Source organism: Pseudomonas sp. LBUM1661, assembly GCF_059695925.1.
On sequence record NZ_CP166794.1, the window covers coordinates 3549225 to 3575215 of the forward strand.

A 25991-nucleotide genomic window follows, 5' to 3' on the forward strand; every position below is an offset into this window, starting at 1 on the left:
CCTCTTTTAGCAATGAAAAGTTATCCGGAGTTGATGAACGCTTACTTAACAAGGAGCGATGACTGGATAACTTCCGCTCGCCGTGAACGGTGCAACACGTAATAAGCGCCACCCCCCACGACAAATCCCGCTAACCATGACAAATCAATTCCGCCCAATGCCATTGCCATCGGCCCTTGCAACGCCTTAATGGTTCCGACTTGAAATAACCACGCCGCCAATACACCGATTGCAAGCGCAAACACACCTCGCCAGTTGACATCACGGCATGCACTTTCAGAGTGATGGCAATAAAGCGATTTCAGATCGACTTGCCCGCGACGCAGCAAAAAGAAATCCACCAGGGTGATACCGGCCCACGGACTGATCCACACCACGAAAAACACCATCAGGTTTTCGAAGGCATGGACAAACTCACCGGATTGCAGAAACAGGTAGAGCATGAACAGTGCGACGACCCCGGACACCGTCGAGACCACCCAGCGTGGAACGCGGATGTCCAGCGACAGCGTGGCCAGTGCCGCCGAGTAAATAACCACGATGTTGGTGGCGACCGGGCCATGTAGCAGCACCAGAAGGACGGGCAACGCCATCGTGCCAAACACGGCAATGATCAGTTGCGCAGGGTCCGAGCCGGCACCTGCTGACGCGATGGCCGCCCCCAGAAACGCCAGCCATACGGTGGGCAGGAACATGCCAAGGAAGGTCGAGCGGAACACCTGGCCGTCGGACAGTTTGCTTTGGGTGAAACGGGTGTAATCCGAGGCGTAGACCAGCCACGAAATGCCCCAGCCGATGCCTATCGCAGTCATGAGGCTGCTCATGGCCGAGAGTTTGCCGATGCCCTCGGTGGTCGAGGCTTGCCATTGGACGTCCACGTGGGTGAACGCCAGCACGGTCATCACCACCATGATCAGCAGGATCACCGGCATGGTGTAGCGCTCGAAGCACTTGATGGCGTTGAAGCCCCAGGCCGCAATGCCGACCTGGATCAGCATCACGATCAACGCGATGCCGTACTTGAGTTCCATGCCTCCGCTGATCCCGATCTTTTCCAGGGCGGCCACCGCCAGATCAAGGACGATCCAGGTGTTGGTGGCCACCCAGCCCATGGGCATCAACACTTGCATGATGGTGGGCAAGTAGGCGCCGCGCCGACCGAACGCCAACCGCGAGAGCACCATTTGCGGCACCCCCGTGCGGTGGCCCATGATGCAGATACCGCCAAACAATGCGGCGCCCAGCAGATTGCCGACCACGATCACCAGCAGGGTTTCAATCAGGCTCAAGCCCAACTGAATACCGATGGCACCCAGCACCCAGTTGATGGGCGCTACGTTCGCTCCGGCCCAAATCCAGAACTGGTCCAACGGACTGGAAGTACGATGACTATCGGGCACTGGTTCAATGCCCAACGCATCATAGTTGGCCTCGCTGATTACGCTTTTTTCAGATTCACGACGGGTAGACATTATTATTTTCCTCGCTGAACGGCGACCACTTGAATCGCCCGGAGCCATTAAAGCGAGGTGCATACTTTTATGTAATTGATAATAACTAAACGCGACTTTAGAAAAATTGTGCCCTTGAGAAAACATCAATTGCGCAGGTTATTGACGCCTGTAAACATCCGCCAAAACCTCAAACACGCTAGTGTTCTAATCCCGTTAAACAATAAAACTCGTTGGTTGAGTTTTATTTGACGCGCTTCAAATAAATATCAATAGCTGGATCATCGACAGTCGTGGCCCACTTGTTTCCGTCGCCGAGGTCATTCCGCCTCTGGCTTAACAGGAAACCCTCCATGACCACTCTTCTTCACATCGATGCCAGCGCCCGAACTGATCGCTCCCTGAGTCGCAAACTGTCGAAGGCATTCGTCGACACCTGGATCGAGCACGATGACCAGACGCACGTCATTACCCGTGACGTCGGCCACAACCCTCCGCCTTTCGTGACGGAGGACTGGATTGCCGCAGTCTTTACCCCCGAGGCGCACCTGACGCCGGAAAAACGCGAGGAGATCCGGCTCTCGGACACGTTGATCGACGAAATCGACCGAGCCGACGTCATTGTCATGGGCACCCCGATGTACAACTACGGTATGCCCGCCGCCCTCAAGTCGTGGTTCGATAAAGTGATTCGTATCGGCAAGACCTTCACCTTTGATCTGGCCCGCGGCGATTACCCGCTGGAACCCATCATGAGCGGCAAGAAGCTGGTGATTTTGTCTTCCCGGGGCGAGTTCGGATTTGGTCCGGGCGGCGTGCGCGAAAAGATGAACCACCTCGACACTCATATCCAGACCTGCGCGCACTATCTGGGGGTGAATGAAACCCACGTCCTCTCCATCGACTACCAGGAGTTTGGTGACGCACGCCATGAAGCCTCCATCGCCGATGCGTTCGATGCCGTTCCCGTGCTGGTGAAGCAAATGGTTGAAGAACGTCAACGCGAACTGTCGCCCGCCTGATTGCCCGTCACCTTCGCCCACCCAATCGGAGCAACCATGATCACGCTGCCGGAAACCGCCGAGCGATTGAAACAAGGCCTCACCACACCTGATACGTTGATCGAGGCCGCATTGGCCGCCGCCAGCGACGATCAACTGCTCGGTGCCTGCCTGGCGATCGAGACGGCCCTTGGCATCAGGACGTAAGCGCGAGCCGACCGGTTGACACCTCGTTCAGGGCGTTGTCCCTGAACGCTTTCGCCTCGCTCAACAGCCAGTCGCGAAACAATGACACGCTGCGACGCGAATCGGTCCTTGGGTCTTCGATCAGGTGGTAGGTGAAACCTGGCAACGCCGGTCCCGTTACTCGACGCATACGCCCCGAACGCAGCTCATCGTCAATCAATACCGTGCTGCACAGCAACGGCCCCAACCCCCGCTCTACCGCATGCAGGGCGAGTGTTTCTTCGCTGTACCAGGAAATGCGGAAATCCCGGGTAGTATCGTGCTCGACCCGGGCCAGCCACGCGGACCAGGAAGGAGCCTGCAGCGCCTGATTCTTCCACTTGAACGCCAGCAGCGAACGGTTGTGAAAGTCGTTGATCGTGGGATGTCGGTCGACAGGGCAAATGCTTTGGTCCGCGACGGCGATGTACTCATCGTCGAACAGAACGGGGCCTTGCCTGCCTGCATCGGTCGGGCCGTACCGAATCGCCAGATCGACCGTTTCGGAACGCAGGTCCACGACCTTCTCCGAGGCATGGATGTGTACCCTGATCGTTGGATAAATGTCGTTGAAACGTGCCAGACGAGGCATCAGCCACCGCTCGGCAAATGCACGCGTGGTGGAGACCTGAATGGCATCCCCCTCCTTGGGTGCATCGATCAGGGCAAACGCCTGGGCAATCTGGTCGAAGCCGTCGCGTAACAGCGGATAAATGGTTTTGCCCGCCGGGGTAAGCGTCACCGTCCGGCCTCGCTCCAGGAGCTTTTGCCCCAGCCCGTCTTCCAGTTGGCGGACTTGATGGCTGACCGCAGCGACCGTCACGGAGAGTTCGTTGGCTGCCGCGGAAAAACTCTGGTGACGTGCGACCGCCTCAAACGCGCGCACGGAATTCAATGGGGGTATTTTGCGCATGGCTTACTCCGGACACCTGTCTTTGTTGGGCGACGAATTCAATGTCCTGCCGGCAGACAGCGTCCACCGGCAGGCGTTGTGTGGCGTCAGGTGACGCTGTAGTGAACGTCCTGAGGCCGCATTCCATTGACGGCGGTAATGTCCTGCGGGCAGGCAGAAAAAACCACGATCGCATCCATTTCCGCCTGCAGCGCTACGTATTGCCCAGGCTCACTGACCGGTGCCGCAAACTCGATACGCCCGTCCTGATGCACCGGCACATTCATAAACAGGTTCAACGGGCTCGGCGTTTCCGGTGCCACCAGGCCGAGGGCACCCAGGGCCAGAAAGAGATTTTCGTTGCAGCTGTCATGATGCCCGATCACCCCCAACTGCTCATAGCGCGTCGGGTCGCAAGCGGCGACCAGCGTGTCGTGGATGCCCGGTGAGGTGTCCTCGATGAGCGTCAGGATTTTCCGGCGTTTGTTGGTGACGAGGCTGTCACCTTGCCGGGGGTTGAGCTTCAACCAGAAGGGACGGCTGTGTTCCATCGACATGGCCTCGCAGAGGTCGTCCGGGTTGAATGCCCACGTGTCTACGACTTGCTGGCCATGGGTGTTGATGAGCTTGATGATCTGCCCCCGTTTCAAGCGGATCGCTACCCCACGCCGGGCAGGCAAGCGGACCCGTTCGCCGGGGTAAATCGTCGTGATTGCAGTCATGGTGTGTGGTTCTCCTCGTGCACGGCTAATGGCCTGAAGGCCGGGTACCTGACGTCAAGGAAAACACAGAGGAAAACCGCAAACCAATAATATAAAGTCGCCTCTGTATAAGTGAAATCTATAGGGTGGCCCATGCGAATCCGGCAACTTGAGTGCTTCAGAACCTTGATGATCCACGGCACCATGACCCGTGCTGCCGAGCTTTTGGGCATCTCTCAACCCGCCATCAGCAGCACCATCGCCAATCTGGAGCATGAAACCGGCCTGACGCTTTTCGTGCGCAAGGGCGGTCGCCTGCAACCCACCCCCGAAGCGCGGCTGTTTTTTGTCGAGGCCGAACGCGCGCTGGAGGCGGTGGAGAAAACCCATCGCATCGCCAAGGAGATTCGCACCGGCAAACGCGGCCACTTGGCCATCGCCGCGTACGCCAGTATCTCGATCAACCTGCTGCCACGATTGATGGCCGAGTTCGCGAAGGAGCGTCCGGGGCTGCAACTGAAGATCATCACCCGCAACTCCCAGTCAGTTCGCGAACTGATGTCGACGCAGCAATTTGACCTGGCTATCGCCGAACTGCCCCTCGACTACCCGACCTCGAACATGGAGGTGATTTCGTACGAATGCCAGTGCATGGTGCCGCTCGGCCACCCCCTGGCAGCACTGGACGTGATCACGCCGGCGGACCTGGATGGCGTGCCGTTCGTTTCACTGTTCAAGGGTGATCCGATCTACCAGCAGTTGGCCATGGCCTTTTCGGCGTACGGGGCATCCTGGAACGTGGTGGCCGAGACAGAATTCTTCTCCACCGCCTGCGAACTGGTGTGTGCCGGCATGGGCGTCGGGATCATCGACCCGGTCGTCAGCCTGCCATTCACCGGGAATTTAGTGCTCAAGCCATTCTCACCGCCGATCAAGTATGAAATCGCACTCCTGCTTCCCACCCAGGAAGAGCCTTCGCAACTGGCGCGAGAATTTGTCCGGTTCCTCAGGCAACACCTTTGAGGATTTCGGCAAACGTTGCGAATTGGCCGTCACCAAGCCGGGCCAGTGGCCGGACGTTGGAAAGATCGATACGCCCTTCGATGAGCCAGATGTCGTTGATGTGCAAGCCGACCACCCGCCCGATAATCAGCAGGTTTTCTTCAATCTCCGAAGGTAATTCGACAACCTTCAGCAGCACGCACTCCATGTGGATGGGCGACGCTTTCACGCGCGGTGCGCGGTGGCATCACCAGCGCTGACGCCTCACATTCGAGTCCCGCTCACAAGCAACATAAAGCACCCTCCCGCGTGGACTGATAGCGGGAGTGGAACAGCTTCGTGGGCGAAAAAATAATACTGAATCTTGCTGCGGCTATAAGTGAAATCTATACGGGGTGTGCGGGGCCTGCACCGTATTCAGGAACTCGGCGATTTATGCCACGGGTAACCTTTCGCGGCGAGTTGGAAGGCGTAATCGAACAAGCGCTTCATGTACTCGCCATCGAATTTCTGATTGCGCGGAAAGTGAAAATCAGCGCCGATATACGCCAGGTTGAAGTCTGCCCCGTCCTGCTCGGCAATTCGGTAGATCCGGTCCAGGTCGCTGATCCCCTGAGTCTGGATCAACGTGCTGATGGCTCGGCCGCCGATACTCAAGGTACGGCGCTTGGTGCCGGACCACTGCGGCACCAGTTTGCCGTTGCGAATGACGTAGAAATGCCGTCCCTGCCGTAGGCGTGCGCCGGTCACGCTGTTGAGCGCCATCACGGTGCCCGGTGGGTAAAGGAACACCTGAGTGAGCACGCCGCCGTCCACGTGCATTTCCTGAAACTGTTTGCCGTCAACCTCGACATCGATCATCACCGGTGAGACGGCGCCGGGAATGCTCATCGACGCGACCATGATGTTACGAAAGAGGTGGAGCGCTCCGGGTGCATCGCTGGAAGCAATGGCGCCCATGTTCCAGGTCACGGGCCGCCCGGCATCCAAGTCGGTGGTGCCGATCATCAGCAGTCGTCCTTTGGCGTATTGCTCGGCGATGGCCGCCAGCACCTCGGCGGTGATGTACTTGGCGATGAGACGCGCCAGTGGCTTGCTGTCCGCTATACCGTCGCTGGCCAGCCGGGTCAGGACACTTCGCGAATGGAAAACGTCCTTGGGACCGATGGCGCTGCAGATTCCCAGAATGACCGGGTCGTATTCAGGCCCCAGGTAAGCGAACGGCGCGACCAGGGCACCCGCGCTGATGCCGGTGACGACCTTGAACATTGGCCGGCTTCCGTGCAGGGTCCATCCGGCAATGATGCCCGCCGCGAAGGTGCCGGCGTCGCCACCTCCCGAAATCGCCAGGTAATGGCCCAGTGGCAATACATCATCCCTGATCCCTGTGCCGGTGAGCGCCGCGATCTCTCGATCGTTGGCCAGGCTCGCATCCTGGATGAACGACGTCAGGTCCTGATCCAGCCAGTAGCGCGCATTCGGGATGCCTGGAATGACCGCTTGTTCCGTTAACGTTTGCGGCACCGCCTCACGACGTTGCAGGCACCCTTCACGCAACATATTCATCGTTGTGGCGCTGGGCCTGGGCAGAAATGGTTTCAAAACGCCTCCTCCGGTCCCCTGCAATCGACAGAGAACGCGCGCAACGGGACGGTGAAATGGCCTCACCCATCATGCGCGCGCCATACAGCCATGACGACTTTCTCAGTCAGGCGGCGGTCGCCTGAAGACCAGCAGTTTGCCGGTGGCGCGTTGCACCACGTTGTCGTGCTGATTGCGGGTTTCCATGAGCATGGTCACCACGCCCCGGTCGGGCTTGGTGGCGGACGGTTCGATCGCCTGGACGGTGGTGGTGAGACGTAACGTGTCATCGGGGTACGTCGGCGTCGGCCAGCTCAATTCGATGCCCAGACCAATAATCCCGTCAGCCAGCGGCACGCTGGCCACCAGCAGTTTCATGGTCAGGGCCGCCGTGTTCCAGCCACTCGCCGCCAGGCCGCGAAACAGGCTCAGGTCGGCGGCTTCCGGGTCGAGGTGGAACGGTTGCGGGTCGTACTCCTGAGCAAACGCCAACATCTTCCTTCGCTCGACGTGGAGGCTGTCGCTTTCGAACACCTGGCCGAGGCTCAGGTCATCGAGGTAGAGTTTTTCCCAGGAATGCACGGTCATGATTCATTCCTCCGCTTGGCATTATGTGTAACCGATGTCGCTGAGATCGATCGCCACCAGCAGCGCGTCCCTGTCGGCCTGGCCGTCGGGCATGCGTCGATAAGCGCGCCGCTTGCCAGGCATGCGCAGCCCGTCTGCTTCAATATAGTGATGAACATACTGGGCGGCAGGCAAACCACCGCTCACGTCGACGTTGTAGTCGTGTCGACGCAACAGAAAGTCGTCACCGAAACAGAATTCCTGAACCGCGCAGTGCGTCGCGATGTTCTCGGGAAAGGTCACCTTTAATCGCCGCCAGAGCTGTGTTCCCTCGTGCCAGGGCTCGACCTCCTCGGTCACGACACCCGGCAAGGTGAACTGGAACGGCATCGTCAAGTAGGACCACATCGCATAACCGTTGAAGTACGCCCGATGCAGTGGATCCCAAGGGGAGTTTTCGCCGTGCTCGCGGAAGGATTCTCTGGGGGCCGATCGTTCGGCAATCACCTGGCCATCGGTCTTTTGAATGGCAATTCGCTCCGGCGTGTAAGCGGTCAATTGATCCGCCCCGCCAAAGGGCGTCACCGAGGCGCGCTGCTCATGCAACCAGACCGTCATCTGGCGGGGTGCGCTGTCCTGCGTCAGGCCTTTCATGGCCCATAACGAACCGCCGGTCACGATCGTGGCCCGTACGGTGCTGAAGCTGTTCCAGCGTTCAAGACCCCCGTGGGCGATCAGCACCTGGTCCAGCAGTTCATCATTGTGCGCACTCATGGTTACAGCCCTTCTTCCGGCGGCCGATCCTGTACCCACTGCCAGAATAATTGATAGCCAACCGCAAGCACCACCGGGCCGATGAACAGCCCGATAATGCCGCCGGTCACCATGCCACCCAAGGCACCGATCAACACCACCGGCATCGGCACATCGACCCCGCGCCCGAGCAGCAACGGCTTTAGCACGTTATCCACCAGACCGGCAACAAACACATAGATGGCGAAGATGATGGTCGCGGTGGAGGCGCCCTCGGTGGCGAACACGTAGACGATCACGGGCAGCGTAATCACCGTCACTGGCAACTGCATGATGCCCAGCAGCAACACCGCCAAGGCAAGCAGGCCTGCGCCGGGGACGCCTTTGAGGACGAAACCGAGGCCCACCAGCAGCATCTGGATAAACGCGATACCGACCACCCCCAGCGCCACCGCACGGATCGTGGCGGTGCAGAGCTCGGCGATTTTCGGCCCCTTGGCCGGACCACTGACACGGCTGGCGATTTGTACCGCGCTACGGCTGCCGCCTTCGCCATAGGCCATGAAAATGCCGGCGATGATCAGGGCGAAGATAAAGGTCAGGAAACCCATGCCGACGCCAGCCAGTTTGCTCAACAAGGTCAGGCTGACCCCTTTGATCTGCGGGATGTACTTCTCGGTCAAACCCGGAAGATCGGTTGAGGCCTGCAGCCACGCCGCCGACAGCGGTTTCCCCACCACCGGCCAACCGGCGACGGAATCGGCCGGCGGAGGAATGTGCACCCCGCCCTCCCTGACCACATTCATGGCTTTTTCGACCGAGTCGGCAATCGAGGTGCCCAACAGGTAAATCGGCACCATCAGGATAACGATGGCGATCAAGATGATCAGCGTCGCGACGTGCCCCTCTTTGAGGCCGCGCCCGGCCATCAGACGCTTTTGCAGCGGGTAAAGGGTGATCGCCAGGATCACCGACCACAGCATCAGGTCGCGGAACGGGCTGAATATCTGGAAGCAGAACAACACCAGGATGACAATGAGTCCGGCGCGAATCAGTACATCAAGCAGGCTGCGACTGAACATCTTTTCGGTGATGGACGTGGGCACCATGACTGCCTCCTTGCAGATCGCTGCAGAGGGTTGTGATCGGTTAGCCCAGCATAGACGTTCAGCAGAAAACGTGAGGCCTCAACGCAGCTTCAGTGGGTCGACCAGTTCAGCGGCGATGGCCATGCCCACCAGGTCCGGCAAGGTATTGGCCTGCATGCGTTTCATCACCCGCGAGCGATACAAGTCGACGGTTTTGGCGCTGACCCCCAGTTGCTCGGCGATTTCACGGGTGGTGTAACCCTGCACCAGCGGCAACAACACATCGCGTTCCCGCGGGGTCAGGGTGAGCAAACGCGCCTGCAAGGCTTCGTGGCCCTGATTGCCGGAACGGTTGGCCGCGCAATTGCTGAGCGCCTGCTGCACGCTGTCCAGCAGCAGTTGCTCGTTATAGGGTTTTTCGATGAAGTCGTGGGCGCCGGCCTTGAAGGCGCGTACCACGATCGGCACGTCCGCGTGGCCGCTGACGAAAATGATCGGCAGGTTCAATTCGCGGGCGCGCATTTCTTCCTGCACGTTCAACCCGCCCATGCCGGGCATGCGCACGTCCAGCAGCACGCAGGCATCGAGCGTCGCATCACAGGCATTGAGAAACTCGACGCCACTGGTAAACGGCAAGGCCTTGAGGCCGACCGACTCCAGTAACCAGACCGTTGAATCGAGCATGCCTTGGTCGTCGTCGACCACATACACCACGTGCTCCGTCACACCTGACATTACGTTATTCCTGTTGTTGTTTTGTTGGGCCGGCAAGCGGCAAGCGGCAACACATCAGCAGCCCGACAGGCTGACGCCGGGCCTGCAATTCGCCACCGAAACCTTCGACGATGCTGCGGCTCATGGACAGCCCGAGCCCCAGGCCATCGGCCTTGCTGGTATAGAACGGGGTGAAAATCTGTTCCAGCTCGGGCTCGCTGACGCCTGGCCCCTGGTCCTGCACACTGATTTCCACCGTGGCGCCACTGCCCTGCCCCGCAGCCATCACGATCAACGAAGGCTGGCCGGGGTGTTGTTCGCGGTTGGCATCGATGGCGTTGCGCAACAGATTGAGCAGGACTTGCTCCAGCAGCACCCGGTCGGCATAAACGGGCGGCAGATTATCCGGCAGTCGATCCTCGATTGTCACTTGGCAATTGCTCGCCTCCCAGGCACACAAACGCACGGCCTCGCGGGCGACGTCGGTGAAATTCAGGGCCTGCATGCGGCGCTGGCCCTTGCGCAGAAACGCCCGCAGACGCCGGATCACTTCCGACGCATGGGTGGCGTGATAAGTGATGCGCTCCAGGCCTTGCGCGACTCGTTCGGCGGCTTGGGGATTGGAACCCAGTGTCTGTAAATAGCGCTGGCTGGCATTGGCGTAATTGACCACGGCGGCCAACGGCTGGTTGATCTCGTGGGCAATGCCCGACGCCAGTTCACCCAGCGTCACCAGGCGCGCGGTGTGCGCCAGCTCGTCCTGATGGCGGCGCTGTTGCACTTCGCGCAGTTCACGTTCGGTCATGTCTCGCGCCACCAATGAGTAATAGCGCTCGTTGCCGGCCGCACGGTGCGCCAGCAGTACCAGTGACACCGGCACCGACGTGCCGCCCGCCGGTGGTTGCAACCGCGCATCGGTGCTCCAGACCCCGTCACGTTCGGCACTGCTCCAGCCATCCCGTTGCAAACGCGCGAGGTCGGCGCTGGCGAACAACTCGCCCAGGGCCGGCATTGGCTGTTGCTCGTCAATCCCCAGGATGCGCCGCGCGGCCGGGTTGAGGTATGTGACCTGCCCCTCGGGGTCGATGAACAACACCGGATCGGTGTTGGCCTCGACGACCTCGGCCAGGCGCCGCTTGTTTTCTTCGGCCTGCACCCGGGCAGTGACGTCGCGGGAGACGCTGACCACTTCAACCACCGCACCGGTGTAGGTTTCACGAATCGCCCGGCTGGCGGTTTCGAACCACAGATAGTGCCCGGCCCGGTGGCGGATGCGGTAGGTCATGGTGTGATAACCGTCCTGCTCCAGGGCATCTCGCGCACGCTGCACCAGATTGGCCAGGTCGTGGCCATGGAACAGGCCCTGGGCCAATTGCCCGCGCAACTCTTCAGGCCAGTAGCCGAGCAAGGTCCAGGACGCCGGCGACGCATCGAGAAAGCGCCCGTCCGGTGTGTGACGGGAAATCAGGTCGGTGGTGTTCTCGATGATCAGCCGGTACAGCCGGCGCGCCTTGGTGGCCTCGCGCTCGGCCAGCACTTGCGCCGTGGCGTCACGGCAACGGGCGAGGACGCGGTTGTCCTGCGGATCGGGGATAAACGTCCAGATCAGGATCTGCGCTTCGAACTGCGCCTCGACCCCTTCGATGGCACGTTGCTGATCGAGGCAGGCGCGCACCAGCACTCGATGATTGACCGGTAAAAAGCCCAGCACATCGGTCAGCGGTTTTTCCGCGAGCAGCGCCAACAACGCCGCATTGAACTCCAGCGGTCGGCCCTGGGCGTCGAGCAACAGACTCGGTTGCGGATCGTGGCCCAACAGCGGCGAGCCTCGCAGCATGCCATTGACGCTGCTGAGCAAGGTGGTCAGCAAATCCTGCACCCAACCCAGCCAGTCAAGGCTCACGCCCTCGCAGACTTCCACCAGCAGCAATCCGGCCTGCCCGGGCTGCAAGGCCAGATCGAACACCTGCCCATGACTGATGGCAGCCCGGCGCAATCGGCCGGACAACCAGCAATCGAGTTGACGTACCTGAGCCAGATCCAGACGCCCTTCCTCGACCAGCCGATCGAACAGTAACTGATCGCTGGCCAGTGCCGGGTCGCCCAGGCCCGGTGGAAAATGCAGCGCGGCGCCCTCGTGGCTGTAAATCCCGGCATGGGGCTGCCAACTCAGATAAACCGCCCGGCGCACCTCGGGACAATCCTGCAACGCCCGGCACAACGCATCGGCCCGGGCGGCCAGGGACACACCCTCGCGCTGCAGGCGCAACCAGCTGTGCAATCGAACGGGAGTCAGGGTCATCACGGGTCCGCTTCGTTGGGGTAGCCAAGGATATACCGGCCTCGGAGGCATGGCGGCATTCATTTGGCACCTGAAGAATCGAATATAGTACATATACTATACTGCGTAGGTTGTACTTCCATATCAACGGTAGATTGTTATATAAAGCAAACCGGACATAAAAGATGACCTCAGCGGATACGCTTAAAGGTCATCCATAGAGCTAACAATCAGCCACCGAGTACCCGTCATGTCGATCTACGAACAAGGGCTAGGCCCTGCGGCTGTCAATCATATTGCCTTGTCTCCGCTCAGCTTCATCGAGCGCACGGCCAGCGTTTATCCCAACTACCCCGCCGTCATCCATGGCTCGATTCGCCGCACATGGGCGCAGACCTACACCCGTTGCCGACGCCTGGCCTCGGCGCTGGCCGGTCGTGGCATCGGCAAGAACGACACCGTGGCGGTGATGCTGCCGAACATCCCCGAGATGCTCGAAGTGCATTTCGGCGTGCCGATGATCGGCGCCGTGCTCAACCCGCTCAATGTGCGCCTGGATGCCGAAGCCATTGCCTTCATGCTGCAGCACGGCGAGGCGAAGGTGCTGATCACCGACCGCGAGTTCCATAGCGTGATTCACGCGGCGATCGGCATGCTCGATCACCCGCCGCTGGTGATCGACGTCAATGACCCGGAATACGGCGAAGGTGAAGCCGTCAGCGAGCTGGACTATGAAGCGCTGCTGGCCGAAGGTGACCCGGATTACGCCTGGCAATGGCCGGCGAACGAATGGCAAGCCATCTCGTTGAACTACACCTCCGGCACCACCGGCAACCCCAAAGGCGTGGTTTACCACCATCGCGGCGCCTACCTGAATTCACTCGGCAACCAGATGACCTGGGCCATGGGCAACCATCCGGTCTACCTCTGGACGCTGCCGATGTTCCACTGCAACGGTTGGTGCTACCCGTGGATCATCACCGCGTTGGCCGGTGTGCATGTGTTCCTGCGCCGGGTCGACCCACAGAAAATCCTTACGCTGATCCGCGAGCATCAGATTACTCACCTGTGTGCTGCGCCGATTGTGCTCAACGCGCTGGTCAACATGCCCGAGTCGGCGAAAGCGGCCATTGATCACCCGGTCAATGCCATGGTCGCCGGTGCGGCGCCACCGGCCAAAGTGATCGGTGCCGTGGAAGAAATGGGCATTAAGGTCACCCACGTCTATGGCCTGACCGAAACCTACGGCCCGGTAACCCTCTGCGCCTGGCATGCCGAATGGGATGAGTTGCCGCTGGATGAACGGGCACAAATCAAATCCCGTCAGGGCGTGCGCTACCCGACGCTCGAAGGCGTGATGGTCGGCGACTCGAAGACGCTGGAACCGACCCCACGGGACGGTCAGACCATCGGCGAGATTTTCATGCGCGGCAATACCGTGATGAAGGGCTACCTGAAAAACCCGACCGCCACCGCCGAAGCGTTCGAAGGGGGCTGGTTCCACACCGGCGACCTGGCGGTGTGTCACCCGGACGGTTATGTCGAGATCAAGGACCGACTCAAGGACATCATCATCTCGGGCGGCGAGAACATTTCCACCATCGAACTCGAAGGTGTGCTTTACCGCCACCCCGGCGTGATGGAAGCGGCAGTGGTTGCCCGTCCCGATGAAAAGTGGGGCGAAACGCCTTGCGCGTTCATCACCTTGAAGGCTGATCACCAGGACGTTCGCGAGGCCGACATCATCAGTTTCTGCCGCGAACACCTGGCCGGTTTCAAAGTACCGCGCACCGTGATTTTCACCCTGTTGCCGAAAACGTCCACCGGCAAGATCCAGAAGTACGTCCTGCGCGACAGGGCTAAAGCGCTCTAACCGAACCAACGTTGTACCCACCAGGCGGCAGGTGCTTTTACCTGCCGCCTCGGGTTCGTGCATGCCTGATTCGGCCCTGCCCGCCCCCAAACACTGATAACAAAAACAATGTGGAGCCACCCATGATCGACATCCATTCAACCGATACCCAACGCTGTGAACGCATTCGGAGCAATCCGAAATTCCTTCAATTGGTCAGTAGCCGTTCGCGCCTGGCGTGGTCGTTGAGTGCCGCCGTGCTGGGCACTTATTACCTGTTCATGCTGGTGGTGGCGTTTGCCCCGCAGTGGTTGCATGCACCGCTGGGCGAACATCGAATGTTGACATTGGGCATGCCGGTTGGCGCGGCGATCATCATTTTTTCCTGGCTGCTGACCGGCTGGTATGTCTACAGCGCCAATACCCGCTTCGATGCACTGGGCGCGGCCATTCTTGAGGAGAGCAAGTAATGAACCTGCTTCGTAAATTGCTCCTCGCCGGTGCCGGGCTGCTGCCGGCCTCCGTTGTGCTGGCTGCGCCCGCGTTGGGCGCCATCGAGAAACAACCGCTCAACCTGCATGCGATCGGCATGTTCTTTGTGTTCGTCCTCGGCACGCTGGCCATCACCTGGTGGGCGGCGCGGCAAACCAAATCCACCTCCGACTTCTATACCGCAGGCGGTGGCATCACCGGGTTCCAGAACGGTCTGGCGATTGCCGGTGACTACATGTCCGCCGCCACGCTGCTGGGCTTGTCCAGCCTGGTGTTCGCCAAGGGTTACGATGGCTTCATCTATACCATCGGCTTCTTTGTCGGCTGGCCGATCATCACCTTCCTGATGGCCGAGCGCCTGCGCAATTTGGGCCGCTACACCTTCGCCGATATCGTGTCCTATCGACTGGACCAGAACAAAGTGCGGATCTTCGCCGCGTTCGGTTCGCTGACAGTGGTGTGCTGCTACCTGATCGTGCAGATGGTTGGCGCGGGTCAGTTGATCAAATTGTTGTTCGGTCTCGATTACCCGGTCGCCGTGGTGATCGTCGGCGCATTGATGCTGGTCTACGTGATCTTTGGCGGCATGATCGCCACCACGTGGGTGCAGATCATCAAGGCTGTATTGCTGCTGGCCGGCGGCACGACCCTGGCGGTGATGGCCATGTCGCAGTTCGGTTTCAGCTACGAAACCCTGGCCACCAAAGCCGTCGAGGCTCACGCCAGTGGCTGGAACATCATGGGTCCGGGCTCTATGCTCGCCGACCCGATCAACACCGCGTCGATGTCGCTGGGCCTGGTGTTCGGGATTGCCGGCCTGCCGCACATCCTGATGCGCTTCTTCACCGTGCCGAACGCCAAGGAAGCGCGCAAGTCGGTGTTCTACGCCACGGGTTTCATCGGTTTCTTCTTCCTGGTGGTCTGCACCCTGGGCTTTGCCGCGATGGTCATCATCGGCACCGACCCGCAGTACTACGTGAATGGTGAAGTCGGCGGCGCCTTGATCGGCGGCGGCAACATGGTCGCCATGCACCTGGCCAAGGCGGTCGGCGGCAACCTGTTCTTCGGTTTCCTCTCGGCGGTCGCGTTCGCCACCATCCTCGCGGTGGTCTCCGGGCTGGCCCTGGCCGGTGCGTCGGCGATCTCCCACGACCTCTACGCCACCGTGTTCAAGAAAGGTAAAGCCACGCAGAAACAGGAAATGCGCGTGACCCGCATGGCCACCGTCGCCCTTGGGATCATCGCGATTCTGCTGGGCATTCTGTTCGAGAAGATGAACGTCGCATTCCTCGTCGGCCTGACCTTCGGCATCGCCGCGTCGACCAACTTCCCGGTGCTGATCATGGCCATGTACTGGAAAGGCCTGACCACCAAAGGCGCGATCATCGGCGGTTTTTCCGGCCTGATCTGCGCGCTGGTGCTGGTGATCCTCTCGCCAGCCGTGTGGGTCACCGTGCTCGGTCATGCTCACGCGATCTTCCCGTACGACCACCCGGCCCTGTTCTCCATGCCGCTGGCGTTCCTGGTGATCGTCGTCGTGTCGAAACTCGACCAGAGCGTGCGCGCCGGCAAGGAACGTGACGCCTACGCCGACCAGTTCGTTCGCGCCCAGACCGGCCTCGGTGCCGCCAGCGCTTCCAGCCATTGATTGCAAAGGCACGGGCCGTTCAACGGCGCCGTGCCCACCGTACAACCGTCCGATTGAGGTTCACGTTATGCCCGAATTCAACGCCCCGCTGCGCGACATGCGCTTTGTGCTGCACGAAGTGTTCGACGCCCCGGCCCTGTGGGCGCGTTTGCCGGCCCTGGCCGACAACGTCGACGCCGCCACCGCTGACGCCATTCTTGAAGAGGCGGCCAAAGTCACCTCGCACCTGATTGCCCCGTTGAATCGCAGCGGCGACGAAGAAGGCGCGCAGTGGCTCGACGGCCAGGTCAGCACGCCGATCGGTTTCAAGCAGGCTTACGCCACCTACATCGAAGGCGGCTGGGTCGGTTTGTCCGGCAACGCCGATTTCGGCGGCATGGGCATGCCGAAGATGCTCGCGGTGCAGTTTGAAGAAATGCTCTACGGCGCCAACTCAAGCTTTGCTTTGTATTCGGCGTTGAGCTCCGGTGCGTGCCTGGCGCTGGATGCCCACGCCAGCGACACCCTGAAAAACCTCTATTTGCCGCCGATGTACGAAGGCCGCTGGGCCGGTTCCATGTGCCTGACCGAAGCCCATGCCGGCACCGACCTGGGGATCATCCGTACCCGCGCCGAACCCCAGGCCGATGGCAGCTACAGCATCACCGGCAGCAAGATCTTCATCACCGGTGGCGATCAGGACCTGACCGAAAACATCGTGCATCTGGTGCTGGCCAAACTGCCGGACGCGCCTGCGGGGCCAAAAGGGATCTCGCTGTTTGTCGTCCCTAAAGTGCTGGTCAATGCCGACGGCTCCCTCGGCAATCCCAACGCCGTGAGTTGCGGTTCGATCGAACACAAAATGGGCATCAAGGCCTCGGCCACCTGCGTGATGAATTTCGACGGTGCCAGCGGTTGGCTGGTCGGCGAAGCCAACAAAGGTTTGGCGGCGATGTTCACCATGATGAACTACGAACGCCTGTCCATCGGCATTCAAGGCATCGGTTGTGCCGAGGCGTCTTATCAAAGCGCCGTGGCCTACGCCCGTGAACGCGTGCAGAGCCGCGCGCCGACCGGTGCCATTGCCCCGGACAAAGTCGCCGATCCAATCATCGTTCACCCCGATGTGCGCCGCATGCTGCTGAGCATGAAAGCCATGACCGAAGGCGGTCGCGCGTTCGCCAGTTATGTCGGGCAACAACTCGATCTGGCGAAGTTTTCCGATGATGCGCAGGAACGCGACAGCGCACAAAACCTGGTGGCGCTGCTCACCCCGATTGCCAAGGCGTTCTTCACTGACACCGGTCTGGAAAGCTGCATCCACGGCCAGCAGGTGTTCGGCGGGCATGGCTACATCCGCGAATGGGGCCAGGAACAATTGGTCCGTGACGTGCGGATTGCGCAGATCTACGAAGGCACCAACGGCATTCAGGCGCTGGACCTGCTCGGTCGCAAAGTGCTCGCAGACAAGGGCGTTGCGCTGCGCCAGTTCACCGGCCAGATCCGCCAGTTCGCCGATCAACCCGACGCGCCCTACTGCGCTCAACTGCTCGATGCCGTGCAGCGCCTGGAAGACCTCAGCGACTGGCTGCAAGACCAGGCCGCGACCAACCGCAACGAAGTTGGCGCGGCCTCGGTGGAATATCTGCACCTGTTCGGCTACGTCGCCTACGCCTGGCTTTGGGCGCGCATGGCTCAAGTCGCGAAGAAAAAACACAGCGAAGATCCAGCCTTTTATGGCGCGAAAATCGCCACCGCCGACTTCTACATCCACCGCCTGCTGCCGCGCATTTTGAGCCTGGAGCAATCCATCCGCGCGGGCAGCGGCTCGTTGTATGGCCTCAGCGCCGAACAGTTCTAACGATTGAACCGCACGCGGCGCCACGCTCCTCTCTTTTCGGCGTTCGCGTTTTTTATTGATCAGCCCTCGCCTGTCTGGCGAGGGCCGCGGGACCTGCTTTTCCATAATAAAAACAAAGGGGCTTCACCATGGATCGTCACACCCGCAATCTCGTTACCCGACTGCTGCTGGCCGGCGGTGTCATCAGCCTCTCGGCCCCCGCCGCTGCTGACTTTATCAAGGACAGCAAGGCCAGCCTCGAGCTGCGCAACTTCTACTTCAATCGCGATTATCGCCAGACCAACGCACCTCAATCCAAACAAGAGGAATGGGCGCAAGGTTTTCTGTTGCGCTACGAATCCGGTTTCACCGAAGGCTTGGTGGGTGTCGGTTTCGATGCCATTGGCCTGCTCGGCGTGAAACTTGACTCCAGCCCCGATCGCGCCGGTTCCGGCCTGCTCAAACGCCATAGCGATACCCGTAAAGGCGCGCAGGACGAATACGGCGAACTGGGCCTGACCGCCAAACTGCGGGCCTCGAAAAGCACGCTGAAACTCGGCACCCTGCTGCCCAAACTGCCGACGGTGTTGGCCAACGATTCACGGCTGTTGCCGCAAACCTTCAAGGGCGGTCAGTTGACGTCGCTGGAAATCGAAGGCCTGACCGTGGATGCCGGGCGTCTGACGCAGGTCAACCAGCGCGACTCCTCGGACTACGAGGACATGGGCATCACCCGGACCGGCGCCAAGGGCATCACCACGCGTCATCTGGACAGCGACAGCTTCGACTTCGCCAGCCTGAATTACAAATGGACCAGCAATCTGGCTACTGGCTATAGCTATGGTCACCTCGACAATTTCTACAGCCAGCACCTGGTGAACCTGACTTACGTGTTGCCGGTGACCACGGGGCAGTCGTTGAAGACGGACCTGCGCTTCGCCCGCTCCACCGACGATGGCGGCAGTAACGTCGATAACAATGCGATTGGCGCGATGTTCACCTACAGCCTTGGCGGGCATGCGTTTGGCCTGGGTTATCAGGGCATGAGTGGCGACACTGGGTATGCCTACGTCAACGGCACCGATGCGTTTCTGGTGAACTTCGTGCAGATCGGTGACTTCGCCAGCAAGGACGAAAAATCCTGGCAGGCTCGTTATGACTATAACTTTGCGGCGATGGGGGTTCCGGGGCTGACGTTTATGACTCGCTATATCACCGGTGACAACATCGATCTGGGCGGCAACCGCCCGGAAGGCAAGGAATGGGAGCGTGATACCGATATTGGTTATGTGGTGCAGAGTGGTCCGCTGAAGAATGTCGGGGTGAAATGGCGTAATGCGACGGTTCGCTCGACCAATTTTGGCAGTGATCTGGATGAGAATCGGTTGATTGTCAGTTACACCTTGCCGATTTGGTAAGTCGATCCAGTGTTTGCAAAGGGGACTCGCTTAATGGCGCAGTCCCCTTTTTTCTGGTGGATGAGTGGTGTGCTTCCGGGCCTCTTCGCGGGCAAGCCCGCTCCCACATTAAACCGTGCTCGTCCAGACAACCCGGCGGACTTGTTCCCAATGGACACCCAAGGAGGCTCCAGATCCGCGGCAGTCCCCATAGTAGGTTAAGATGCCTGCAAACCAGGCCCGCCGCGAGACGCCCGCATGACTGATAACACCCCCCGCCTGATCAAGAAATATCCCAATCGCCGACTGTATGACACCCACACCAGCAGTCACTTGACGCTGGCGGACATACGCCAACTGGTGGTTGATAAAGTGGCCTTCCAGGTGGTCGACGCCAAGAGTGGCGAGGACCTGACGCGCAGCATCCTCCTGCAAGTCATTCTGGAAGCTGAAAGCGGTGGCGAACCGATCTTCACCAGCGAAATGCTGATGGGGATTATCCAGTTCTACGGTCCGTACCAAGGCGTACTCGGCAGTTACCTGGACAAAAGCATTCAAACTGTCATCGACATCCAGTCCCAGACCGGCGCGCAGTCGTCCGAAGCCTGGAGCACCTTCATGCACCAGCAAGCGCCGGTGATGCAGGACTTGATGCGTCAATACGTCGATCAGTCCAAGGCGCTGTACCTGAACACCCAGAACCTGTTCGGCATGTTTGGCGGCAAGCCGGATGCCAATGGCACGAAAAAAAATGGCGATGGGGAATAAACCCATCGCCATCGGTGCAACCGTACTGATGTGACTTACTTGTTACCGCTGGTCTTGGCGCTGGCTTCCGGAGCAGCTTTAGCGGCTGCGGCGGTGGCTGCGTCGAAGTTGCTCTGAGCGGCTTCGGAAGCCTGTTTCACAGCTTTCTGTGCACTTTCAAACGCAGTACCGGCATTCGCCAGGCCCGACTTGAACGCGGCCACGACTGGCTCGGAACCGGCCGGTGCATTCTTGCTGATCTCTTCAACAAACGCTTGAACCTGCTGGGTGCCGGCCTCGACCTGACTCGAGGTCAGTTTGGCGATGTCCGACTGCGTGCCCACGATCAGCGCTTGCACCTGACGGTTGAACTCGGCCAGGCGTTCGGTTTGCGCGCTCGGCTGGGTGAAAGAAGCCTGCAGCTCAGCGAAGCCTTGTGGATCGCGGACGGCCAGCAGCTTGCGAACACCTTCGAAATGCTCTTCGGTGGAGTCACGCAGTGCCTTGAACTGCAACTGGCTCAGCTGTTCGACACTGGCGAAAACCTTGCCGCTGATTTGCTGCAGCAGGTCAAGGTTGGCTTTCTGAGCGGTTTGCAGTTTTTCCGAATTGAAAAAAGACATGCTTGAATCTCCTGGTACTAGAAGGCCCTGATGGGCCCGGGGACGCGATAGCGATCCGGCCAGTCATCGCGTTAGCCTTGATATTGCAGTGCACAAAACTATTTGGCAACGGCTATTTTTGTGCAGCGCAAAATAAACTTTGCTCACTGCCCCCCTCTTAGCTATAAACTCCTGTCTATCGAACAGCCAGCCTAGCCTTGTTTAGTCAAAGGGTTTAGAGGGGCAGGTTCTCACGCATGGCGTCAGGAGTTCACGATGGGTCAGGAAGAAAATATTGCGTTGCAAGATGAAGGGCTTTGCGCCCCCGCTGGTTTATTCGAGCACCTCAATCATCTGCAACGCCTCAATACCCGCAACGTCCTCGACGCCGTGCAGAAGCGCCAGGCCAAAACCTTCGCGCCTTTAAGCCTTGGGCAGCTAAGGCAACCGACCACGTCCGACTGGCAGGAATACTTCACTGACCTCGGCCAACGCAGCGTGCTGTTCTGGGACACCTTGCGCCAACGCGGCGACAATACGCTGGCCCACGAACGTGCCGGGTATCCGCTGCTGCTCAAGTTCAACCATGAAACGCTGGTCGATGGCGCCGAACTGCCACGCCCGGTCAATTACTCGTTGTTGCAGATTCTCGCGGGCCCTGGTCAACGGATCGACAGCAAAAAACAACCCGTGATCATCATTGACCCACGCGGCGGCCACGGCTCGGGGATCGGCGGTTTCAAACAGGATTCGGTCATCGGTGAAAGCCTCAGGGCTGGCCATCCCACCTATTTCATCTCCTTCAGTCACTCGCCACGTCCTGGGCAAACCCTCGCAGACATCGTTGAGGCGCAGGCGCGGTTTATCGAAGTTGTCAGTGCCCGGCATCCGGACAGCACCAAGCCTGTGATCATCGGCAACTGCCAGGCGGGCTGGGCATTGATGGGTCTTGCGGCCAAACGTCCCGAGCTACCGGGCCTGATCATCGTCAATGGCGCGCCGTTGTCCTACTGGGCCGGCGTCAATGGCCGCAATCCAATGCGCTACACCGGCGGCCTGTTGGGCGGCGGCTGGATGGCGCGCCTGGGCAGCGACCTCGGTAATAGCCGCTTCGACGGGACGTGGCTGGTCAGCAATTTCGAGAGCCTCGACCCGGCCAATACCTACTGGGGCAAGTACTACCACCTGTTCAGTGAAGTCGACAGCGAAGCGGCGCGGTTTCTCGATTTCGAACGCTGGTGGGGCAGTCCGACCCTGCTTAACGGCGAAGAAATCGAGATGATTGTCGACGACCTGTTCATTGGCAATCAGCTGTCCGGCGGCCTCGGACGCAAGAGCAGCGGGCTCGACCTCAAACTGATCGAAGTGCCGGTGGTGGTGTTCTGTTCCTACGGCGACAACATCACCTCGCCGCAACAGGCGCTGGACTGGATCACCGACGTCTACCCCAGCGATCTCGCCTTGCAAAATGCCGGGCGGACCATCGTTTACCTGCGACACGCCAGCATCGGGCATTTGGGCATCTTCGTTTCCGGCGAAGTGGCTCGGCGCGAACACCGCGAATTGCTGGGTGCGGTCGATACGATCAATGCGCTGCCGGCCGGGCTGTACGAAATGCTCATCGATGATTTGCCGGCGACGTCGGGCAGCGTCGATACGCAGTACGGCGTGCGTTTCGAACCTCGGCGAATTGCCGATATCCATGGCGACGCCAAACCGCCCCGTGACGACGACCGCGAATTTGCCCTGGTCGAGCGCGCGTCTGTCATCAACAACGGCCTGTACGACGGCTTCGTACGTCCATGGTTGCGCCAGTTGATCAACGAACCGAGCGCCGAGTTGATGCGCAAGGCCCACCCTTTCCATCAGCAGCAAGTGCTGTGGAGCAGCTTGAACCCGGCGCTGTGGTGGCTGGCCGATAGCGTCGCCCAAGTGAACAAGCATCGTCGCCCCGCCAGTCTGGACAACCCGCTGCTAGCTTGGCAGGAACTGTTTTCCAACCAGGTTCAGGACGCATTGAACGGCTATCGCGATCTGCGTGATGCGGCTCAGGAAATGTGTTTCTACGGCGTGTATGGCGTTCTCAATAGCCTCGCCGGCAATGCACCGGGACGCAATCTTCAGGCGCATGCCGAGCTGCATGACAAGGCGTTGATCGAACGTTTGCAGGACGCCCTGCCCCTTGGCGGTCTGATGGAAGCCTTGATCCGCATCCTCTTTTTGCTCGGCCGCGACAGCGACGAACCCGGCAAGGACAGCGTCGAGAAACTGATCCAGCAAATGCAGGTGCTGCTGCAGGACTACAGCGCGGAGCCGCTCGATCTTCGTGAAACCGTCAGCCTGCAAAAACTGCTGGTCGCCACTTACCCGCAAGAAAGCCTGCAGAGCTTGCCGTTGATGCTTCCCGAGGCCGAGGAGCGCCAGCAGGTGCTGGCCGCCGTCGCCAATTTGCTGCCGGAACTGCTGACTGGCAACGGTGCTGAACACCCGTTCTGGTGCACGTTGCACACGCTGTTCGACGTCCCATTGCCGGGTTTCAGCCTGACCCAACCGCCCGGTGAGGCTGATGTCGTCAAGGAAGAAGTCCCGGTGGTAACACCAGAGCCAGTCAAGCAAAAAGCGCCGGTCGTCACGCCTGAGCCGATCAAGCAGAAAGCCCCGGTCGTCATTCCTGAACCGATTAAACAGATCGCTCCCGAAGTCACCAAACAGGAACCCCCGGCCGTAACACCTGAACCGCCCCAGCCAAAAACCCCGGCGGTGCCTCAAAAACCTATCGCCAAGGTTGCGACCCCGGTACGCAAACCTGCCAAGAACAAAAAAGGCGTAAAGAAACCCCCAGTGCTGTGACACTGAATCGCTACGGGAACCGCGTCAGACCGGCGCGGTTTCCTCGACTTGAAACGATTCATCGGCCCGATACTGGCCGGGTGTCATGCCAAACCAGCGGCTGCAGGCTTTGTTGAAGCTGCTGTGGTCATGAAAACCAAGGAGATACGCCACATGCTTCATGTTGAAGTGCGAATGGCGCAGGTAGAAATCGGCCAATTGCCGGCGCACTGCGTTCTGCACGTCCTTGAATTGCGTGCCTTCCTTTTCCAGGGCGCGCTGCAACGTTCGCTTGCTGATGTTCAACGCGGCAGCAATCGACTCCATGTCGTATTGCCCCTGACCCTGACTCAAGCGCTCGGTGATCAGCGCGCGAATCCTGCCGACGATACAGAAACCAAACAGCAGATCCAATTGCGCCTCGGCAAAACTGTCGTGCAGGACCGCCAGCGCTTCGTTGGCCATGCTCAACGGACGCAGCAACTCCTGCTCGTCAAACAAGATGCTGTCGTATGCCGCGTCGAAATGCAGCGCGCAGCCAAACAACCGTCGATGCTCGGAGGTGTCTTCAGGTTCGGGATAGGTAAATCCGACGCTCAAGGGTTGAGGTGCATTGCCGCCCGCCAGCTTACGGCAGAAACCCAGCAATGAAGCCAGGCCTGCATCGGTGTATTGGCGAGGTTTGACCGAACCCTTTTGCTGATGATCGAGCCCGGACAGTCGGTAATTTTGCTGCTCCGCTGTAAAGAAAAGGCTGAAGCCAGTGCCGATCAACGGACTGAAACGGACCAGGCGTTCAAGGGCTTTTTTCAGGTTCAGGCTGGACATCATGGTGTAGCCGACAATCTGAAAACTGCCGGGATGGAAACTTCCATAAGCCTTCAAACCAATGTCTGGATCGCCCGAGGCCTGAGCGGCCAGTTCCCATAATCGATAGATCGCCTTTCGCTCGCAAAACGCTCCTGGTTTGTTCGCGAGATTAATATCCAGTCCAGCTTCCTGACACAGACTGGCAACATCCAGTCCTTGAGCCGAAAGCGTATTTACCAGCACGCTGGCATAGCCTGAACTCATTCTATACATGGCGTCCTCAATGACCTCTGGAACCGAACATCCTGTCCGGAGCCATGACTGATCTACGGTACAGCAAATAGTAACCGGCCGTTTAATTCGAAAAATTGATCTCAGTATAGGTACTCACGCTTTTTTGCCACATCTGCCCACCAGTCGTCGCCTGTAGCAGTTGCCGAGCCTGCGAGGCTGCGTTCGGCGGCGAAGCCGTCGTAAATCCTGCATGCAAGGTTTTGCTGACACACCGAGGTGCCTGATTTCACGACGGCTTCGCCGCCGAACGCAGCCTCGCAGGCTTGGCAGCTGCTACAAGGGCGATCTCAAGCGAACCCATGGCTTCGACGCGATGAGAACAGCCGCCAACAGTTCAATTTCATTTCGCGCTTGGCACCGTTGGACACCAGACAGTCACCTCTCAACACTTCCGCACACCCGGCCAATACCGAACAATCCTTGCATCTTGCAATGCAATATAAAAAAAGGTAATGAGTCGATGAAGTCGCTTAGTCGTATTGCGTTGGTAACGGGTGGTATGGGTGGGATTGGCACTGCGATTAGCCAACGCCTGTACAAGGAAGGATTCAAAGTCATTGTCGGTTGCAGCTCTGATTCCGCCCGCAAGAACGAATGGATTGCCGCACAGCTGGCGGCGGGTTATCAGTTCGAATGCATCTACGGCGACATCACCGATTGGGAGTCGACGCGCAAGGCTTTCGAGATGGCCCGTGAGCAATTCGGCCCGGTCGATGTACTGGTCAACAACGCCGGCATTACGCGTGATGCGTCGTTCCGCAAACTCACCCCCGAAGACTGGAACGCGGTGATCGGCACCAACCTCAGCGGCCTGTTCAACACCACCAAACAGGTGATTGAAGGCATGTTGGCCAAGGGCTGGGGACGGGTCATCAACATCTCCTCGATCAACGGCCAACGCGGCCAGTTCGGCCAGACCAACTACAGCGCGGCCAAAGCCGGTATCCACGGTTTCACCATGGCGCTGGCCCGAGAAGTGTCGGGCAAGGGCGTGACTGTTAACACCGTTTCCCCTGGCTACATCCAGACCAGCATGACCGCGGCCATTCGCCCGGACATTCTCGACACCATGATTGCAGCCACGCCGGTCGGGCGTCTTGGCCAACCCGAGGAAATCGCCTCCATCGTCGCCTGGCTGGCGTCCGATGAATCGGGCTACAGCACCGGCGCCGACTTCTCGGTCAACGGCGGCATGAACATGCAATAGGCCTGTCGGGGCATGGACGCCCCGCTCCCGCTCGACAC

At 59.6% G+C, this 25991-nt stretch carries 23 protein-coding genes; 11 read left to right on the forward strand and 12 right to left on the reverse strand.

Annotated features, from left to right (window positions below):
* Positions 1-41: 41 nt before the first annotated feature.
* Positions 42-1472, reverse strand: a complete 1431-nt coding sequence (locus ACA057_RS16210) for a purine-cytosine permease family protein (RefSeq protein WP_497340357.1) — start codon at positions 1470-1472, stop codon at positions 42-44.
* Between the two features lie 332 nt (positions 1473-1804).
* On the opposite strand from ACA057_RS16210, the gene ACA057_RS16215 reads away from it, so the two are divergent.
* Both ACA057_RS16215 and ACA057_RS16220 read left to right on the forward strand, forming a co-directional pair.
* A complete protein-coding gene (locus ACA057_RS16215; RefSeq protein WP_497340359.1) occupies positions 1805-2473 on the forward strand; it encodes an FMN-dependent NADH-azoreductase in 669 nt (222 codons plus the stop codon).
* A 36-nt stretch (positions 2474-2509) separates the two neighbouring features.
* Positions 2510-2659: a hypothetical protein gene (locus tag ACA057_RS16220; RefSeq protein ID WP_497340361.1), complete on the forward strand. Its 150-nt coding sequence runs from the start codon at positions 2510-2512 to the stop codon at positions 2657-2659.
* On the opposite strand, the gene ACA057_RS16225 is transcribed toward ACA057_RS16220, so the two are convergent.
* Together ACA057_RS16225 and ACA057_RS16230 are read right to left on the reverse strand one after the other, a co-directional pair.
* Positions 2649-3590, reverse strand: a complete 942-nt coding sequence (locus tag ACA057_RS16225; RefSeq protein ID WP_497340363.1) for a LysR substrate-binding domain-containing protein — start codon at positions 3588-3590, stop codon at positions 2649-2651. The genes ACA057_RS16220 and ACA057_RS16225 overlap by 11 nt on opposite strands.
* 86 nt (positions 3591-3676) lie before the next feature.
* Complete coding sequence (locus ACA057_RS16230) at positions 3677-4291, reverse strand: DUF1989 domain-containing protein (RefSeq protein WP_497340365.1); 615 nt, start codon at positions 4289-4291, stop codon at positions 3677-3679.
* Between the two features lie 132 nt (positions 4292-4423).
* Here ACA057_RS16230 and ACA057_RS16235 point away from each other — a divergent pair, with 132 nt between their 5' ends.
* On the forward strand, positions 4424-5293 hold the full coding sequence (locus ACA057_RS16235) for a LysR substrate-binding domain-containing protein (protein WP_497340367.1): 870 nt from the start codon (positions 4424-4426) through the stop codon (positions 5291-5293).
* Here ACA057_RS16235 and ACA057_RS16240 read toward each other — a convergent pair.
* From ACA057_RS16240 to ACA057_RS16270, 7 genes are all read right to left on the reverse strand, one after another.
* Positions 5277-5501, reverse strand: a complete 225-nt coding sequence (locus ACA057_RS16240; RefSeq protein WP_497340369.1) for a hypothetical protein — start codon at positions 5499-5501, stop codon at positions 5277-5279. The genes ACA057_RS16235 and ACA057_RS16240 overlap by 17 nt on opposite strands.
* Positions 5502-5689: 188 nt before the next feature.
* Positions 5690-6832, reverse strand: coding sequence for a patatin-like phospholipase family protein (locus ACA057_RS16245; RefSeq protein ID WP_497349930.1), 1143 nt, complete (start codon positions 6830-6832; stop codon positions 5690-5692).
* A gap of 144 nt (positions 6833-6976) precedes the next feature.
* Positions 6977-7441 carry a MaoC family dehydratase gene (locus ACA057_RS16250; RefSeq protein ID WP_497340371.1) on the reverse strand — a complete coding sequence of 155 codons (465 nt, stop codon included), beginning with the start codon at positions 7439-7441 and terminating at the stop codon, positions 6977-6979.
* Positions 7442-7462: 21 nt separating this feature from the next.
* A complete protein-coding gene (locus ACA057_RS16255) occupies positions 7463-8194 on the reverse strand; it encodes a hypothetical protein (RefSeq protein WP_497340373.1) in 732 nt (243 codons plus the stop codon).
* 2 nt (positions 8195-8196) lie between these two features.
* Positions 8197-9282: an AI-2E family transporter gene (locus ACA057_RS16260; RefSeq protein ID WP_497340375.1), complete on the reverse strand. Its 1086-nt coding sequence runs from the start codon at positions 9280-9282 to the stop codon at positions 8197-8199.
* Between the two features lie 78 nt (positions 9283-9360).
* Entirely contained in the window at positions 9361-9996 is a 636-nt protein-coding gene (locus ACA057_RS16265; protein ID WP_497340377.1) for a response regulator transcription factor, read from the reverse strand.
* A 4-nt stretch (positions 9997-10000) separates the two neighbouring features.
* On the reverse strand, positions 10001-12277 hold the full coding sequence (locus tag ACA057_RS16270; protein ID WP_497340379.1) for a PAS domain-containing sensor histidine kinase: 2277 nt from the start codon (positions 12275-12277) through the stop codon (positions 10001-10003).
* Positions 12278-12506: 229 nt separating this feature from the next.
* Between ACA057_RS16270 and ACA057_RS16275 the strand changes: the two genes are divergently transcribed.
* The 6 genes from ACA057_RS16275 to phaR all read left to right on the forward strand — a co-directional run bounded on the left by ACA057_RS16275 (position 12507) and on the right by phaR (position 20232).
* Complete coding sequence (locus tag ACA057_RS16275; RefSeq protein ID WP_401352868.1) at positions 12507-14129, forward strand: acyl-CoA synthetase; 1623 nt, start codon at positions 12507-12509, stop codon at positions 14127-14129.
* 122 nt (positions 14130-14251) lie between these two features.
* The gene (locus tag ACA057_RS16280) at positions 14252-14578 is read left to right on the forward strand and encodes a DUF485 domain-containing protein (protein ID WP_401352870.1); all 327 of its coding nucleotides are present in this window, start codon (positions 14252-14254) and stop codon (positions 14576-14578) included.
* Positions 14578-16248, forward strand: a complete 1671-nt coding sequence (locus ACA057_RS16285; RefSeq protein WP_497340382.1) for a cation acetate symporter — start codon at positions 14578-14580, stop codon at positions 16246-16248. Before ACA057_RS16280 ends, ACA057_RS16285 begins: the two co-directional genes overlap by 1 nt.
* 67 nt (positions 16249-16315) lie before the next feature.
* On the forward strand, positions 16316-18088 hold the full coding sequence (locus ACA057_RS16290) for an acyl-CoA dehydrogenase C-terminal domain-containing protein (protein WP_497340384.1): 1773 nt from the start codon (positions 16316-16318) through the stop codon (positions 18086-18088).
* A 128-nt stretch (positions 18089-18216) separates the two neighbouring features.
* Positions 18217-19485 carry an OprD family porin gene (locus tag ACA057_RS16295; RefSeq protein ID WP_497340386.1) on the forward strand — a complete coding sequence of 423 codons (1269 nt, stop codon included), beginning with the start codon at positions 18217-18219 and terminating at the stop codon, positions 19483-19485.
* Positions 19486-19722: 237 nt separating this feature from the next.
* Entirely contained in the window at positions 19723-20232 is a 510-nt protein-coding gene (gene phaR, locus ACA057_RS16300) for a polyhydroxyalkanoate synthesis repressor PhaR (RefSeq protein ID WP_497340388.1), read from the forward strand.
* 35 nt (positions 20233-20267) lie between these two features.
* Here phaR and phaP read toward each other — a convergent pair whose 3' ends face one another.
* Complete coding sequence (gene phaP / locus ACA057_RS16305) at positions 20268-20834, reverse strand: TIGR01841 family phasin (protein WP_497340390.1); 567 nt, start codon at positions 20832-20834, stop codon at positions 20268-20270.
* Between the two features lie 255 nt (positions 20835-21089).
* On the opposite strand from phaP, the gene ACA057_RS16310 reads away from it, so the two are divergent.
* Positions 21090-23663, forward strand: coding sequence for a DUF3141 domain-containing protein (locus ACA057_RS16310; protein WP_497340392.1), 2574 nt, complete (start codon positions 21090-21092; stop codon positions 23661-23663).
* A 24-nt stretch (positions 23664-23687) separates the two neighbouring features.
* Here the strand turns inward: ACA057_RS16310 and ACA057_RS16315 are convergent, their stop codons facing one another.
* Entirely contained in the window at positions 23688-24725 is a 1038-nt protein-coding gene (locus tag ACA057_RS16315) for an AraC family transcriptional regulator (protein WP_497340394.1), read from the reverse strand.
* 481 nt (positions 24726-25206) lie between these two features.
* Here ACA057_RS16315 and phbB point away from each other — a divergent pair, with 481 nt between their 5' ends.
* A complete protein-coding gene (gene phbB, locus ACA057_RS16320) occupies positions 25207-25953 on the forward strand; it encodes an acetoacetyl-CoA reductase (protein ID WP_497340396.1) in 747 nt (248 codons plus the stop codon).
* Positions 25954-25991 lie beyond the last annotated feature (38 nt).